Annotated in this window: 14 protein-coding genes; 4 read left to right on the forward strand and 10 right to left on the reverse strand. The window is 71.1% G+C overall.

The features are described 5' to 3' along the window. The 5 genes from ABD331_RS22495 to ABD331_RS22515 all read right to left on the reverse strand — a co-directional run bounded on the left by ABD331_RS22495 (position 1) and on the right by ABD331_RS22515 (position 4,681). Positions 1-912: a cation diffusion facilitator family transporter gene (locus ABD331_RS22495; RefSeq protein ID WP_344477846.1), complete on the reverse strand. Its 912-nt coding sequence runs from the start codon at positions 910-912 to the stop codon at positions 1-3. Then, entirely contained in the window at positions 912-1,292 is a 381-nt protein-coding gene (locus ABD331_RS22500; protein WP_344477848.1) for an ArsR/SmtB family transcription factor, read from the reverse strand. Before ABD331_RS22500 ends, ABD331_RS22495 begins: the two co-directional genes overlap by 1 nt. An 87-nt stretch (positions 1,293-1,379) precedes the next feature. Continuing rightward, the gene (locus ABD331_RS22505) at positions 1,380-2,192 is read right to left on the reverse strand and encodes a DeoR/GlpR family DNA-binding transcription regulator (protein ID WP_344477850.1); all 813 of its coding nucleotides are present in this window, start codon (positions 2,190-2,192) and stop codon (positions 1,380-1,382) included. A 33-nt stretch (positions 2,193-2,225) separates the two neighbouring features. Further along, positions 2,226-3,224 (reverse strand): 4-hydroxythreonine-4-phosphate dehydrogenase PdxA, encoded by a 999-nt coding sequence (gene pdxA, locus ABD331_RS22510; protein ID WP_344477852.1) that lies wholly within the window; start codon positions 3,222-3,224, stop codon positions 2,226-2,228. After that, complete coding sequence (locus ABD331_RS22515; RefSeq protein WP_344477854.1) at positions 3,221-4,681, reverse strand: four-carbon acid sugar kinase family protein; 1,461 nt, start codon at positions 4,679-4,681, stop codon at positions 3,221-3,223. The genes pdxA and ABD331_RS22515 overlap by 4 nt, the downstream gene beginning before the upstream one ends. A 129-nt stretch (positions 4,682-4,810) precedes the next feature. On the opposite strand from ABD331_RS22515, the gene ABD331_RS22520 reads away from it, so the two are divergent. The 4 genes from ABD331_RS22520 to ABD331_RS22535 all read left to right on the forward strand — a co-directional run bounded on the left by ABD331_RS22520 (position 4,811) and on the right by ABD331_RS22535 (position 8,311). Further along, positions 4,811-5,731 (forward strand): aldo/keto reductase, encoded by a 921-nt coding sequence (locus tag ABD331_RS22520; protein ID WP_344477856.1) that lies wholly within the window; start codon positions 4,811-4,813, stop codon positions 5,729-5,731. 36 nt (positions 5,732-5,767) lie between these two features. Next, positions 5,768-6,538: an HpcH/HpaI aldolase family protein gene (locus tag ABD331_RS22525; protein ID WP_344477858.1), complete on the forward strand. Its 771-nt coding sequence runs from the start codon at positions 5,768-5,770 to the stop codon at positions 6,536-6,538. A gap of 93 nt (positions 6,539-6,631) precedes the next feature. Next, on the forward strand, positions 6,632-7,672 hold the full coding sequence (locus ABD331_RS22530) for a trypsin-like serine peptidase (protein WP_344477859.1): 1,041 nt from the start codon (positions 6,632-6,634) through the stop codon (positions 7,670-7,672). 141 nt (positions 7,673-7,813) lie between these two features. Next, positions 7,814-8,311, forward strand: a complete 498-nt coding sequence (locus tag ABD331_RS22535; protein ID WP_344477860.1) for a hypothetical protein — start codon at positions 7,814-7,816, stop codon at positions 8,309-8,311. Positions 8,312-8,321: 10 nt separating this feature from the next. Here ABD331_RS22535 and ABD331_RS22540 read toward each other — a convergent pair whose 3' ends face one another. The 5 genes from ABD331_RS22540 to ABD331_RS22560 all read right to left on the reverse strand — a co-directional run bounded on the left by ABD331_RS22540 (position 8,322) and on the right by ABD331_RS22560 (position 15,003). After that, complete coding sequence (locus ABD331_RS22540; protein WP_344477861.1) at positions 8,322-9,740, reverse strand: DHA2 family efflux MFS transporter permease subunit; 1,419 nt, start codon at positions 9,738-9,740, stop codon at positions 8,322-8,324. Positions 9,741-9,780: 40 nt separating this feature from the next. Next, positions 9,781-10,413: a LuxR C-terminal-related transcriptional regulator gene (locus tag ABD331_RS22545; protein WP_344477863.1), complete on the reverse strand. Its 633-nt coding sequence runs from the start codon at positions 10,411-10,413 to the stop codon at positions 9,781-9,783. A gap of 282 nt (positions 10,414-10,695) precedes the next feature. Beyond that, on the reverse strand, positions 10,696-12,888 hold the full coding sequence (locus ABD331_RS22550; protein ID WP_344477864.1) for an MMPL family transporter: 2,193 nt from the start codon (positions 12,886-12,888) through the stop codon (positions 10,696-10,698). A gap of 49 nt (positions 12,889-12,937) precedes the next feature. Then, positions 12,938-13,996 (reverse strand): hypothetical protein, encoded by a 1,059-nt coding sequence (locus ABD331_RS22555; protein WP_344477866.1) that lies wholly within the window; start codon positions 13,994-13,996, stop codon positions 12,938-12,940. Beyond that, entirely contained in the window at positions 13,993-15,003 is a 1,011-nt protein-coding gene (locus ABD331_RS22560; RefSeq protein WP_344477868.1) for an aldo/keto reductase, read from the reverse strand. Before ABD331_RS22560 ends, ABD331_RS22555 begins: the two co-directional genes overlap by 4 nt. Positions 15,004-15,122: the final 119 nt, after the last annotated feature.

The following is a 15,122-nucleotide window of genomic DNA, read 5'->3' on the forward strand; positions in this document are numbered from 1 at the left end:
TCACCAATCCAGTTCGTCGCAGCCCCGATGGTCGGCCGGCTCGACCTGGAGGGTGGCGTGCGCGACGCCGTGCCGCCGCCGCAGCACGTCGCGGGCCTGGTCCAGCACGGCATGGCTGTCACCCTGCTCGCCGGTGACGAGATGCGCGGTGGCGACGTTCATGCCGGACGTCAACGTCCACAGATGCAGGTCGTGCACGTCCCGCACCCCCTCGATGGCCGCCAGATCCTTGGCCACGGCAGCCGCGTCGATCCCTTCAGGCACGTGCTGCCCCAGCACCGCGAAGACCTGCCGCCCGAGCGAGACCGCCCGCACGGCGACGAAGACGCCGATGGCCAGCGCGATGACCGTGTCCCACAATGCCTGCCCGGTGACCGCGATGAGCCAACCGGCCACGATGACACCGACCGACCCGGCGGTGTCGGCCACCACCTCCAGGTACGCGCCCCTGACGTTCAGGCTCTCGCCCGCCCCCGAACGCAGCATCAGCAGCGCGACCAGGTTGACCAGCAGGCCGAGCGCGCCGACGACCAGCATCGGCCCGGACGACACCTCGGCGGGCCCGCCGATCCGGCCGATCGCCTCCAGCACCACGTACAACGCGACCCCGAGCATGAGCACGACGGCCAGCAGCGACGCGAACACCTCGGCCCGGTACGAGCCGTAACTGCGCCTGCCCGTGGTGTCGGGGCGGGTGGCGATCCTGGTGGCGACCAGCGCCGCGCCGAGCGTCACGACGTCGGCGGCCATGTGCCCGGCGTCCGACAGCAACGACAGCGAGCCGGACAGCAGCCCGAAGACCAGCTCCACCACGAAGAACGCACCGATCAGGACGAACGAGACCGCCAGCCGCCACCGGTGACGGCCGCCCGCGTGACCGTGCCCATGACCGTGCCCGTGCCCGGTCCCCATCAGGCGTCCCCCTCGCGCTCGGGGTGCAGGGCCTCGGTGTGCTCGGTGTGGGCGAGCGCCAGGTCGAGCAGCATGCGTACGTGCGGGTCCTCAAGCCGGTAGTACGCCATCCGCCCGGAGCGGCGGGCGGCCACGATGCGGTGGGCGCGCAGCAACCGCAGGGCGTGGGAGACCGCCGACTCGCTCTGCCCCGTCACCGCCGCCAGGTCGCACACGCACAGCTCGCCGTCCAGCAGCGCCACCAGCAACCGCAGCCGGTTCGTGTCGGACAGCAGGCCGAAGATGTCGGCGGTGTCGGCCAGGTCCTCGGCGGGCGGCATGCGCTCGTGCACGGCGGCCACTCTGTCGGCGTCGACCACGCGGGTGGAACAACTGTCCATCGCCAAGACCTTGTTATCTGAAGAGGTATTCATATGAACAACATAGGGCTTGGCCCTGACGCGGTGTCAAGACGGCACGCCTCTGCGTCAACCGGCCGGGGGCACGGCTGAGGGCCCGCCTGGGGGCCCCTCTGCGGGCACAACCACGACGTGCACGCCTTGCGCCTTGAAGGGCTCCACGGCCTCGGCGGTGGCGGTCGCGTCGGTGACGAGCGTCCAGGTCTCGGGCATGCGCGCCCAGGCGTGGAACGGCCTGCGCCCCAGCTTGGCGGCGTGCACCAGCAGGTAGACGTGCCGGGAGCGGGCCATCATCAGCTCCTTCATGCGCGTCTGCTGGAGGCTGGCCTCGCAGATGCCGTCGTCGGCCGTCACCCCGTCGGCGCCCAGGAAGACCCGGTCGAACGTCATCCGGCTCAGCGCCGCCTCCGCGAGCGGCCCGACGAAGCCCTGGCTGACCTGCCTGAGCGTGCCGCCGAGACACTCCACGTGCACGCCCGTGGCGCCCACCAGCTCCTGGAGGGCGTTGAGGCCGGTGGTGGCGATGGTGAGGTCAGCCGCGTGCCGCAGCTCGTGGGCCAGGGCGCCGGTGGTCGAGCCCGCGTCGAGCAGGATCGTCTCGCCGGGACGGATCTGCGCGGCGGCCCAGGCGGCGATGGCCCGCTTGGCCTCGAACGCCTCCCCGATGCGCTGCCGCAGCGACGCCTCCGGGTGGGTGACGACCGCCATCGCGCCGCCGTACGTGCGGGCCAGCAGCCCGGCCGCCTTCAGGTGGGCCAGGTCGCGGCGGATGGTGGAGGCGGTCACCCCGAGCTGGGCCGACAGCTCCTCGACACTGGCCAGCCCGGTGGTGGTGGCCAGGCGGACGATCTCGTCGCGGCGGTTCTGTGCTGCGCGGCCCATCGGCGGCCCCCTCTCCCTCACACGCCCTGTCCCTCACACGTCCTGCGCGGACGACAGCTCGGCCGCCTGGCGGAGGGCCTCGATCATGCTACCGGCGTCGGCCACGCCCTTTCCCGCGATGTCGAACGCGGTGCCGTGGTCGACCGACGTCCTGATGACGGGCAGCCCGACGGTGATGTTGACGCCCGCCTCCAGACCGAGGATCTTGACGGGGCCGTGCCCCTGGTCGTGGTACATGGCCACGATGAGGTCGTAGTCGCCCCGTCCGGCCAGGAAGAACGCCGTGTCGGCGGGGAGCGGACCGTGCACGTCCATGCCCTCGGCGCACAGCCGCTCGACCGCCGGGACGATCTTCTCCGCCTCCTCTCCGTACCCGAACAGGCCGTTCTCACCCGCGTGCGGGTTGATGCCGCACACGCCGATCTTGGGACGGTCGAGGCCGGAGCCGCGCATGGCGGCGTGCCCGCGCCTGATCGTCCGCTCCACCAGGCCGGGCTCGATGCGGGCCACCGCGTCGATGAGACCGATGTGGGTGGTGACGTGAATGACCTTCACCTTGGCGGTGGAGAGCATCATCGACACCTCCTCCGTGCCGGTCAGGTGCGCGAGCAGCTCGGTGTGGCCCGGGAAGAGATGGCCGGCGGCGTGCAGGGCCTCCTTGTTCAGCGGCGCCGTGCAGATGGCCCGCACCTGGCCGGACATCGCCAGCTCGCCGGCCAGCCGGACGTACTCGTAGGCCGCGCCCCCCGCCACCGCCGACACCTCACCCCACGGCAGGTCGCCGGGCAGCAGGCCGGGGTCGATGACGTTGATCCGGCCCGGCTCGAACACCGCCCCGGCCACGCCGTCCACCGTGACGACCTCCGGCCGCACGCCGAGGCAGGCGGCGGCCTTGCGCAGGCGTCCCGCGTCCCCGATGACGACCGGGCGGCAGAACGCGGCGGTCTCGGGGGCGAGCAGGGCACCGACGATGACCTCGGGGCCTACGCCGGAGCCGTCCCCCATGGTGAGGGCGATGAGAGGTGTGCTCATGTCAGCCTTTCTGGTGCGAGATGGGCGGCGATGCGGAGGAGGCTGTCGCGGTCGCCGAAACTGCCCGGCCTGGTGACCACCGAACGGCCCTCCGGGGTGTGGCAGTGGACGGCGCCGTGGTGGATCTGCCCGACGGGGGTGAGCTCGCGCACCTTGAGCGCGTCCAGGACCCGTCTGGCCGTTTCACCACCGGTCAGGACCAGGTCGGGGGCGCGGTCGCCGGTCAGCGCGGTGGCGACGATCTCGGCCAGGGCTGCGGCGGCGTCCGGCGGACCCTGGCCGGTGAGCGTCAGCACGACCAACGCGGTGGACGGGCTCAGGGCTGCGCGCAGGTGGTGCGCGAGGTGCGCACGGCGGGTGGGGGCCAGGTCTGTGGTGGCGTCGAGGGTGAGAGGGCGGGCGCCGTACGGGAGGAGGCGGCGCGCCTGGTCGGCGGCCCCTGGCTCGGCGGTGCCGACGACGATCAGGAGGGGACGGTCTTGGCTGGACTGGCGTGGGGTGATCGGGAAGCGGCCGTCCACGATGCGGCCGGAGACAGTGGCCTGGATGCGGTCGCTGTCCACGACGCGGCCGGAGGCGGTGGCCTGGATGCGGTCGCCGACCAAGGCCGAGGTGCGGTCGCCGTCGAAGGCCAGGGCCCGGCCGAGGGCGGTGGCCAGGCCGCCCGCACCGATGAGGCGGGCGCGCGGGTCGGCTGTGTGGGCGGCGGCCACGATCGCGTCCAGGTCGGCGTCCGTTTCCGCGTCGCACACGGCGACCCGTCCCGCCGTCCGCGACAACGCCCGCACCAGCGTGGCGCGGTCGGCGCGGACGGTGGCGAGCGGCACGAGCGCGACCGGCACGCCGCCCAGCGCGTCGCCGATGGAGGCCGGTGCGGGGCGGGCCTCGACCTGCCAGGCGCGCGTTTCGCGCAGCGCCAGCCCGCCGATGTACGGAACGCCACCGACGGTCACGCGCCCGGCGGAGGGCAGCGCGGGCGCGAACACGACCAGCGCAGGGTCAGCCGGACGCCGGACCGCCGCGTCCGGGGTCACCACACCCGGGGCAGCCGCGTCCGAGGCCACTACACCCGGGGCAGCCGCGTCCAAGGTCACCACACCCAGGACCGCCGCGTCCGACGTCGCCGCACCCTGAGCCGCCGCATCCAAGGTCGCCGTGCCCAGGGCCGCCGCACTCAAGGTTGCCGCCGTCATGGCGCTCACCTCACCCCGGAGCAGGGAGTCGATCTTCACGAAGACCCGGCGCTCCCCCACGTGCCGCAACGCCTCCCGCACCACCTCCCCCGCCCCCGCCCGATACCGGCAGTCCAGATCGGCCACCACCACGGGCGCCGATGACGCGTACGGCGGCCCGGAGAGCGCGATCCGCGCAGGACGCCCGGACGACATGAGCACGGCCGCCGTCTCCGCCGCCCCCGACAGATCATCGGCCAGGCCGAACACGGAAGGAGCCCGCACCGCTCACACCTCCACCCCACCACCAGAATTGCGCAAGACGCGCACCAAGCATTGCACGAAACACGCACGTTCTGCCACAGTTGACCACAGACCACCCGCGCCGCCCAGCACCCCGAGAGGAGCCCTGCGATGACCGTCGAGCCCGTGCTCGGAACCATGACCTTCGGCGACACCGTGAACGCGGACACAGCAGGCCGGATGCTGGACCTGGCGCTCGACGCGGGCGTCACCGGCGTGGACACCGCCAACGGCTACGCGGCCGGCGCGTCCGAGGAGATCCTCGGCACCCTGCTGCGCGGACGCAGGAGCCGCGTCAAGCTGGCGACCAAGGCGGGCATCCCGCACCCGGACGCCGCTGGGCACGCGCCCCTCTCCCCCACCGGCCTGCGGCTGTCGCTGGAGGGCAGCCTGCGGCGGCTCGGCACGGATCACGTGGACCTGTTCTATCTGCACCAGCCCGACCGGGCCACGCCCCTGGGGTCCACGCTGGCCACCGTCGCCGACCTGATGGCGGAGGGCAAGATCGGCAGTCTGGGCGTGTCCAACTACGCCGCCTGGCAGATCGCGCTGCTCAACCCGCGCCCGGTGGTCGCCCAGCAGCTCTACAACCTGCTGGCGCGGCGCGTCGAGGACGAGTACGCCGAGTTCGCCGTCACCTCGGGTCTGCGGACGATGGTCTACAACCCGCTCGGCGGCGGCCTGCTGACCGGCCGGCACCGCTTCGACCAGGCTCCGGGGGCGGGCCGGTTCGGCGACTCGCGGCTGGCGGCGATGTACCGGCAGCGGTACTGGGACGCCGAGCTGTTCAAGGCGGTCGAGGCGCTCGGCGCGATCGCGCTGGAGGCCGGGGTTCCGCCGGCGGAGCTGTCGCTGCGCTGGCTGCTCGGCAAGCCGATGGTGAACGCGGTGCTGCTCGGCGCCTCCGACCCCGGTCACCTGCGCGCGAACCTGTCCGCCCTGGCGGCGGGCCCGCTGCCCGCCGACGTGTCCGCCGCCTGCGACGCCGTGGGCGACGCGCTGCGCGGCCCCATGCCCGCCTACAGCCGCTGACCGACACCCGAGAGCACGACCGAGGAGACCTGAGCCATGACCGCAGCCGAGTTCGCCGCCAGGATCCGCAACCGCGAGCAGTGCGTCGGCTACTGGGTGGTGCTCGACGCCCCCGTAGCCACCGAACGGCTGGCCAGGCTCGGGTACGACTACGTCGCGCTGGACGCCCAGCACGGCCTGATCGGCAACGCCGGCCTGCTGAGCAACCTCATGGCCATCGACGCGGGCGGCCGGTCGATCGGGCTGGTCAGGGTCGAGTCGGCCGAGCCGGCGGCCATCGGCAGGGCGCTCGACTTCGGCGCGGGCGGCGTGATCGTGCCGCTGATCGACACCCCGGAGGACGCGGCCCGCGCGGTGTCGGCCGCCCGTTACCCGGCCGGGGGGCGCCGCTCGTACGGGCCGATGCGGTCCATGCTGCGCATCGGCCCCACCCCGGCGGAGGCGGACGAGAGCGTGCTGGTCCTGGCCATGATCGAGACGCCGGACGGGCTGGCGAACCTCGACGCCATCTGCGCCGTCCCCGGCCTGGACGGCGTGTACGTCGGCCCCTCCGATCTGTGCCTGGCCGTGGGCGGCAGGTTCCCGAACGATCCCGGGGTGGCGGACGTGTTCGAGGCGGCGCTGGAGCGGGTCCGCACGGCCGCTGGGCGGGCGGGCATCGCGGCCGGCATCCACAACCCGACCGGCGAGCAGGCCGCGCGCCGCCTGGCCGAGGGGTTCACGTTCGCCACGGTCGCCTCCGACCTCGTCCACCTGGAGCAGGCCGCCGCCGCCCATCTCCAGGCGGTCCGGGCGGAAAACCGTTGATCGCGGCCTCGACGGCGGGTAACGTCCTTCCTTGGTGACGATCACATGTTCGAATCATCACCGAGACGCATTCGCCCCTCCCGAGAGGATCGCATGAGAAGTCGAACATCCGCCCTCTTATCCATTCCCCTGCTCGCCTCCCTCCTCCTCGCCACCCCGTCCCCGGCCGCCGCCGACAACGTGGTGACCGCCCCACTGGCCGCCTCCCAGACAGCCGCGGCCGAGGTGGCGACCTTCTGGCTGAGCGACAACGGCGCCAACCTCACGGCCGCCACCCCCTACGACGTCCAGACCGCCGTCAGTAAGATCATCACCAAGGGCGGCGGCGTCACACCCGACACCAAGCCCGGCTCCGTCTCACCCATGGCGCCCGTCACAGGCGAGGCCGCCACCTCGGGCAAGGTGTTCTTCCTCGGCGCCGACGGCCTGCCGCACTGGTGCACGGGAACCTCCGTGCAGTCCCAGTACCGCAACGTCGTGGCGACCGCCGCGCACTGCGTGTTCGACACCGAGACCCCGGGCTCCCGGCTCGGCAAGTGGGTCTTCGTGCCCGGCTACGCCGACGGCGCCGCCCCGTCCGGCCTCTACGTCGGCAAGCAGGTCTTCGGCCACTACGACTTCGACGTCTACGGCGACTACGACCGCGACTACGCCTTCGTCAACGTCTACGGCGGCGTCGTCTCCTCGGCCACGGGCGAACTGGCCAACTTCGGCAGGCTGGGCGACAACGTCGGCGGCCAGGGCCTGGCCTGGAACCAGCCGCTGGGGTCCACGGTCGAGGTCTTCGGCTATCCGGCCGGCCCGCACCCCGACGGACAGCGGCCGTACACAGGCGAGACCCTTGAGACGTCCAGCGGCCTGCCCGTCACCGCCATCGCGCCGGAGGTGAAGGGCGAGGAGTTGCTCGCCGTGGACTCGCCGTTCACCGGTGCGGGCTCCCTCGGCTCCTCCTGGCTGCTGCGCTACGACGAGGCCAGCGGCAGGGGCTACCTGAACGGCCTGACCCTCAGCGTCACCGACACCGACGCCGACCAGCGCTACGACACGAGCCTGTCGCCGTACTTCGACGGCGAGCTGGCCGGTATCTATAAGGCTGCCGCCACGCTCTGGACGGGTGCGGCCCTTCCCGGGTGAACCAGGACTTCTTTGAGCCACCACCGGACCCCGGCGGTGGCTCAATTCATTTCTGAACACCTTTTACCCGATCTCCCGGAAATGCTAAATTGAAACCCTCGTAAACGCGTCGCTCCAGGGCGCCCGAGAAAGGTGCGTGGCATGACTCCGGCGCCCGGCGGCATCCCTTTGTTATGGAGCAACCGCTTGCAACTCTGCACCTTCGGTTGCTCTTTCGTCTTCGCCATCTGCGCCATCCTCCAGGGCTGGCTGATCATCAACGAAGAGACCGTGAGATTGTCGTTGCACCTGGCCGGAAGGGCGACGGTGGAGGCCTCGGGCTTCGTCGCCCAATTACGCGTGATCACCGCCTACTACGTGCTCGGAAACACGCTCGGCATGTTCGCGCTGCGCGGCTCGAATTGGGCTTTCTGGACGACGCTCCTGATCAATCTCACCCAGATCACCGGCCCGCTGGGATTGATCCCCGCCCAGGTTCACCGGGCGGCGCTGGAACTGCACGGAATAACGGGCCTGCTGCCGACCGCGGTGCTCTGCGGCGGTGCGCTGGTGCTCACCGTCACGCTCATCTCGCGCATCATTCCCGCCCGGCAGATCTGGGCCGATCTGAAGGCCGCCAGAATGGTCGGCGACAACTGACCGCAATCGCTCACGGCGCCAGCGGCTGCACCGACGGGTCGCCGCTCGCCGCCGTGGCGAGGGGCTGCGAGCGGGGGCCGGGGCGCGCGGCGACGGCCGGGACGAGCCAGGCCGCGACCGCCGCCGCGCCGAGGATCGCGACCCCGACCCACAGCGAGGCGCGCAGGCCGGAGACGAAGAGCGCCGGCGTGCCGTACCCGCCGGTGGCGGCGAACACCCCGGCCAGGACGGCCACGCCCATCACGATGCCGATCTGCCGCATCGCGTTGTTGACGCCGGCGGCCAGCCCCTCCTCGGCGGGTGCGACGAAGTCGAGCGGCTGCCTGGCCGCCACCGCGTAGAACAGGCCCATGCCGGCCCCGGCCACGACCATGCCGGGCCACAGCAGCGAGTACGGCACGGCGGGCGCCACCACCACGGCGAAGCAGGCCAGCGCCGCCCCTTGCAACACCGCGCTGGCCACCATGAGCCGCCTGACCCCGAACCGGTCGCCGAAGACGCCGGCCAGCGGGGCGACGAGGGCGGGCAGCAACGTCCACGGCAGGGTGCACACGCCCGCGTCGAGCGGCCCGTAGGCGAGGACGACCTGCAGGAACTGGGTGAGCAGGAACACCGCGCCGAGCATGCCGCCCTGCACCAGCGTGGAGGCGAGGTTGGAGAGCGTGAACCCGCGGCTGCGGAACAGGCGGGGCGGCAGGACGGGCTCGGCGGCCACCCGCTCCCACCAGGCGAACACTCCCAGGACGGCCACGCCGGCCGCGAGCGGCAGCAGCACCTGGACGTGCGACCAGCCGAGCGTGACGCTGCGGATCAGCCCGTAGACCACCCCGAACAGCCCCGCCATGAGCAGCAGGACGCCCCGCACGTCGAGCCGCCGCTGGGTGCGGCCGCCGTCGGCGAGGAGCAGCGCGGCCAGCGGCACGAGGACCAGCCCGACCGGCACGTTGATCCAGAACACGGCCTGCCACGACCCGAGCTGCACCACGGCGCCGCCGATCCAGGGGCCGAGCGCGATGCCGAGCCCCACCATGCCGCCGAGCCCGGCGATCGCGGCGCCGCGCCGCTCGGGCCGGGTGGCGCCGACCAGGAGCGTCAGCGCCAGCGGGATGATCATGGCGGTGCCGAGCCCCTGGATCGCGCGCGCGAGCACCAGCATGCCGATGGAGCCCGCCATCGCGGCAGCCGCGGAGGAGCCGGTGAACAGCACCAGGCCCAGGACGAACACGCGTTTCCTGCCGAACCTGTCGCCCAGCGCGGCGGCGGCCAGCAGGAAGACGGCGTAGCAGAGGGTGAAGACGTTGACCGTCCACTCCATGCTCTCCAGCGACGCGCCGAACTGCTCCCGGATCGTGGGCAGCGCCGTGGTCACGACGAGGGTGTCGAGTGCCGCCATGAAGCTGGCGACGCCCGCGATCAGGAATGTGCGCACCGCGGCCTCCCTGAGTATGGATAGTTAAGCTTACCACTATCTACACTCGTGCGGCAGACCAGGGATAGGTGGCGGACTCACCGAGGGCCTGGTACTTGTTGACCGCGTCGATCCGCGACACGGCGCCCAGTTTGTGGAAGATGTTGCGCAGATGCCGCTTGACGGTCCCCTCCGTCACCGACAGGTGCGTGGCGATCTGGCGGTTGCTCATGGCCGCCGCCACGAGCGTGATGACCTCCTTCTCGCGCCTGGACAGCGGCCCCGTGTCCGCGTCCAGATTGGCGATCGTGCCGTGCGGCACCGTCAGCGTCACCTGCTCGCCGGCCCCCGCCACGCTTCGCAGTGATGCCACCAGGTCCCGCCGTGTGATGCCCTTGTGCAGGTAGCAGCGCACCCCGGCCCTGATCATCTCCTGCACGATCCGGGCGTCGTCGTACATGCTCAGCACCGCCACGACCGAGCGCGGCGAGGCCTCCCGCAGCCGCCGCACCACCCCGCCGGGGCTGCCGTGCGGCTTGTCGATGTCGATCAGTACGATGTCCGGCCTGGTCCTGGCGATCAACGCGACGGACGACTCGAAGTCCGCCGAGTCCGCCAGCACGCAGAAGTCGTCCTCGGCCAGCAGCACCTCTCCCAGGACCTCGCGTAGCAGCGTGTGCTCGTCGACGATCACGATCCTGATCCCCGCCGGCCTGGGGAACCCCCCGTTCCATCCATGCGCTAACGATGGAGATTTCGTTCCCATTGCCTGTTCAGCCCACCGTTCTACAATTGGCAATTCAACTAGCGAACGTAAGCCTGTACATAAAGAAGAATAGCCAAAACGTCATCGGCGGGGCAATACTCCGAATGCAATTCTAATATGAAGATTGTCGATATCTTTATGTCCTTGATGTTTCCAATCATGAAAGAGAGCCCGTCCACCTGCGCACAGGTGGACGAGCTCGGAAAGGCGTCAGTTCCGGACGGCCGAATCAGGGACAGGGAGGGGTGGCGTCACGGTGACGACGCTCTGCTCGGGCTCGGGCATGCCGTGCCGCTCCCACCAGCGGGCGAGCGGCCGCGGCGACCACCACGCCCAGTGGCCGAGCAGCTTCATGGACGCCGGGACGAGCAGCCCGCGCACGATGGTCGCGTCGACCACGAGCGCCACGACCACCCCGACGCCGATCATCTTCAGCACGGTGACGTTCGTGATCACGAAAGCGCCCACCACCACGCCGAGCAGCAGCGCGGCGGCCGTCACGATGCGGGCGGTGTGCTGCACGCCGACCGCCACGGACTCCACCGGGTCGTGGGAGGCCAGGTAGTGCTCGCGGATCCTGGCCAGCATGAAGACCTCGTAGTCCATGGCCAGGCCGAACGCGATCGCCGCGATCATGACGGGCATGTTGGCGTCGATGAACCCCGGCGCCGTGAACCCGAGCGGCCCCGCCAGGAACCCGTCCTGGAAGATCAGCACCATCGCGCCGAACGCGGCCGACAAGGAGAGCAGGTTCATCAGCACGGTCTTGATGGGCAGCGTGACCGATCCGAACGCCAGGAACAGCACCACGAACGTGACCACCGAGGTGATGAGCAACATCCACGGCAACCCGTTGCCGATCATGGTGAGCATGTCCACGATCGCCGCCGGCCGGTTGGCGAACAGCGCGGTGGCGCCCGGCGGCGGCGGTTCGGCCCGCAGCTTCACCACCACGTCCCTGATCTCCTGCCCGTACGGGGACAGGGAGTAGCCCAGGGTGATCCGGGCCAGGTCGCCCTCGGTGCCGGTGACCTGGGCGCGGTCGACGCCCTCGATCCGGTCGAGCCGCTGGGCGAAGGCGTCGAGCTGCGCCTTGGCCTCCGGCGTGTCCGCCGGGCCGGGCATCCGCACGACCGTGCTGATCACCTTCGTCGGGTCGTACGGGAACTCCTCGGCGAGCTGCCTGGTCACCACGACGCTGTCGGTGTCGGCGGGCAGCGCCCACTCGGCCGGCCGCGTCCAGACCGCGCTCAGCAGCGGCACGCCCAGCGCGCCCAGCGCGAGGGTGATGCCGACCACGACGGTGACCGGGCGGCGCATGACGCGGTGCGCCGTGCGGTACCACCGGGTGCCCTCGGCCTCGGGGCGGCGCCGTCCGAGCAGCGGGATGCGCAGCGAGTCGATGCGGCGGCCGGCCACCGACAGCAGCGCGGGCAGCACGGTCAGCGCGCTGATCACGGCGAACAGCACCACGCTCACGCCCGCGTAGGCCAGCGAGGTGAGGAACCGGGACGGGAAGACGATCAGGCCGCCGAGCGTGACCGCGACCGTGATGCCGGAGACCGCGACGGTGCGGCCGGCCGTGGCGGTCGCCCGTACGACAGCGTCCTCGACCTCGCGCCCGGCGGCCAGCTCTTCCCTGAATCTGTTGACGATGAGCAACGCGTAGTCGGTGGCCAGCCCCAGCCCCAGGATCACCACCACGTTGATCGCGGCAGTGGACAGATCGACCAGCCCGCCCACGATGCGCAGCACCACGAGCGACCCGACCGCCACCAGGATGGCGATGGCCAGCGGCAGCGACGCGGCGACGAGGCTGCGGAAGACCACCAGGAGCAGGATGATCAGCAGCGGGAACGACAGCAGCTCCGCCCTGGCCAGGTCGCGGTTGCTGATCGCGTTGAACTGCTGGCCGACGGCGGTCAGCCCGCCGAAGCGCTCGGTGAGGTCCGGCGCGTCGAACAGCGGCAGGATCTTGTTGTAGACGACGACCTGCTGTTCCTCGACGGCGCCGGGGAGCTGCAGGGCCACGTAGGTCTTGTGCCGGTCTTGCGAGACGTAGTCGGTGGAGCCGGTGGAGTAGTAGCTCTCCACCCATTCGTAGGAGTCCTTGGGCAGCTTGGCGACGACCGCCTCGACCTGCTGCTTGAACCCCGGGTCGTCCACGGACATGGTCTGGCTCTCGTACATGACCACGACGTCCGCGACGTGCCGGCCGAGCGTGCCGGCGAGCAGGCTGTTGGCCTGGGAGGACTCGCCATGGGGGTTGTCGAGCCCGGCGCCGCCGCCCAGGACGCCGCCCGCACCCGAGCCCCAGACGCCGCCCAGGACGACGAACAGGATCGCGGCCACGAACACCCAACTTCGGCGCCTGACTACGAAGCGGCCGATGGTCGCAAACATCATCTCTCCCTCGACGAGGTGATCCAGATACCGATAGTAGAGCTTTCCACTATCGATAAACAAGTGGCCGGGCCGCGAGCATGCCGAGCAGGCCGCCGAGCAGCACGGTCAGCACGACCGTCCCCGCCCACATCTCCGGGGACCAGCGCACCCCCGCCGCGAGATGCAGGCCGAGGAGCTGGCCCGCGCACACCAGCCCCGAGTAGAGCGCTCCGGCCACGGGCAGCCGCAGCACCGCCGCCGGCCCGCGTACGGCGTCGAGACGCACCAGCAGGGCGTCGGCGAGCAGGGCCGCGGCCACCGCGCCCGCGGCGACGGCGAGATGCGGCTGCGGGAACTCGTTGATCACCATCAGCCTGATCGCCACCCCGAGGATCAGCGCGGTGCCGGCGAACATGGTGGCGCGCCGCCGGTGCATCATGAGCAGCGGGATCGCCACCAGCAGCGTGGTGATCAGGTAGCTGAAGACGCCCTGCACGACGAGGAACTCGTCCGGCGTGTCGATGATGCCGCCGTAGTCGCCCAGCACGGGCTCGTAGGGGCGGGTCGGCGCGATCGTCATGATCGACGCGCCGTAGTTGAGCAGCACCAGCATGCCCATCACCGCGTACGTCATGGCGGCCACGCCCGCCGCCGCGCGCAGGCCGCCCTCCCCCGACGCCCACCAGGAGCGCAGCGGGCTGGTGCCCAGGATGATGCCGCCGAGCGTGGCGATGATGTGCGTCGGGCTGAAGGACGGCAGCAGGCCGATCTCGATGCCGATCGTCTGGTGCCAGATCATGTCGCCGAACCCGCCGGCGAAGAAGACGAGCGCGCCGATCGCGCCCAGCCGGTAGCCCTCCGGCCAGCCGTCGCGCCACCACTGCGGGTGGCGGTCGCGCCGCACGTACGCCAGCCGGAACGTCCAGGCGGCGGTGAGGCCGTAACCGAGGTAGAGCACCGCGTGGTACGGGGTGAAGAACCCCTCCAGGGTGTCGATGACGTTCTTGTGCGCCCAGCCGTCGATGGCCAGGCCGGAGATCATGAGGGTGCCGCAGAGGACGGTGACGAGGTCCTCGCGCACGGTCGCCCGTTCTGTCGTGGCGACGGGGGCGGTCGTCGTGGTCATCGGGGCTGCCCTCGGCGCCGCAGGGCGGGTTCGAGCAGCTCGGGCGGCCGCCAGCCGGTGTCGGCGGCGTTGATCGTCAGCCCTGGCGGCACGATCTCGTCGATGGCGTCCAGCACGTCGGACGTCAGCGTGACGTCGAGGGCCTGGAGGTGGCTCTCCAGGTGGTCCATGGTGCGCGGGCCGATGATGGCCGCCGTCACCGCGGGGTGCTGCATGACGAACTGCAGCGCGAGCTGGACCAGCGAGATGCCCGTCTGCTCGGCCAGCACGGCCAGCCGCTCGGCGGCGGCGAGCTTGCGCCGGTTCTCCTCCAGCGCCATGTCGTAGCGGGCGGGCAGCAGCACGGAACGCCTGCTCTGCGGCAGCTCGGCGCCCTCGCGGTAGCTGCCCGACAGCCAGCCGCCCGCCAGCGGGCTCCACGCCAGCACGCCCATGCCGTACTCCCGGCACACCGGCAGCACGTCGGCCTCGACCGCGCGGGCCAGGATCGAGTACGGCGGCTGCTCGCTGGCGAACCGCTCCCGCTGCCGCCGCTCGCTGACCCAGTGCGACTCCACGACGCGGTGGGCGGGGAAGGTGGAGCAGCCGATGTAGCGCACCTTGCCGGCGCGCACCAGGTCGGTCAGCGCGCCGAGCGTCTCGTCGAGGTCGACGGACGGGTCGGGGCGGTGGATCTGGTAGAGGTCGATCCGGTCCGTACGCAGACGGCGCAGGCTGTCCTCGACGGCCCGCATGATCCAGGCCCGGCTGTTGCCGCCGCGGTTGGGGCCCTCGCCCATCTGGCCGTGGACCTTGGTGGCCAGCACGACCTCGTCGCGCAGGCCGCTCTCGGCCAGGTACCGGCCGATCAGCTCCTCGGACTCACCGTTCGCGTAGACGTCGGCCGTGTCGATGAAGTTGACCCCGGCGTCCAGGGCCCGCTGGATGAGTTTTCCGGTCTCTTCGGGGCCGTTCTCGCCCCACCAGCCGAACATCATCCCGCCGAGACAGATCGGACTTACCTTCAAGCCAGTCCGACCAAGTGGTCGGTAGTCCATTACGATCAACTCCCAGGCCGGTCGAAAAATGGATACGAGAACTGTCTACTATCCTTTTCGATGGGTTGGCAAGGGCCAGCTCGTGGGTA

Origin of the sequence: Nonomuraea monospora (assembly GCF_039531895.1) — a bacterium.
Classification (GTDB): Bacteria; Actinomycetota; Actinomycetes; order Streptosporangiales; family Streptosporangiaceae; genus Nonomuraea; species Nonomuraea monospora.

Bases quoted from the DNA above. Each gene is read 5' to 3' on its own strand.
- ABD331_RS22505 (WP_344477850.1), bottom strand. From the start codon at position 2,192: ATGGGCCGCGCAGCACAGAACCGCCGCGACGAGATCGTCCGCCTGGCC.
- ABD331_RS22500 (WP_344477848.1), bottom strand. From the start codon at position 1,292: ATGGACAGTTGTTCCACCCGCGTGGTCGACGCCGACAGAGTGGCCGCC.
- ABD331_RS22525 (WP_344477858.1), top strand. From the start codon at position 5,768: ATGACCGCAGCCGAGTTCGCCGCCAGGATCCGCAACCGCGAGCAGTGC.
- ABD331_RS22535 (WP_344477860.1), top strand. From the start codon at position 7,814: ATGACTCCGGCGCCCGGCGGCATCCCTTTGTTATGGAGCAACCGCTTG.
- pdxA (WP_344477852.1), bottom strand. From the start codon at position 3,224: ATGAGCACACCTCTCATCGCCCTCACCATGGGGGACGGCTCCGGCGTA.
- ABD331_RS22520 (WP_344477856.1), top strand. From the start codon at position 4,811: ATGACCGTCGAGCCCGTGCTCGGAACCATGACCTTCGGCGACACCGTG.
- ABD331_RS22555 (WP_344477866.1), bottom strand. From the start codon at position 13,996: ATGACCACGACGACCGCCCCCGTCGCCACGACAGAACGGGCGACCGTG.
- ABD331_RS22495 (WP_344477846.1), bottom strand. From the start codon at position 912: ATGGGGACCGGGCACGGGCACGGTCATGGGCACGGTCACGCGGGCGGC.
- ABD331_RS22530 (WP_344477859.1), top strand. From the start codon at position 6,632: ATGAGAAGTCGAACATCCGCCCTCTTATCCATTCCCCTGCTCGCCTCC.
- ABD331_RS22550 (WP_344477864.1), bottom strand. From the start codon at position 12,888: ATGTTTGCGACCATCGGCCGCTTCGTAGTCAGGCGCCGAAGTTGGGTG.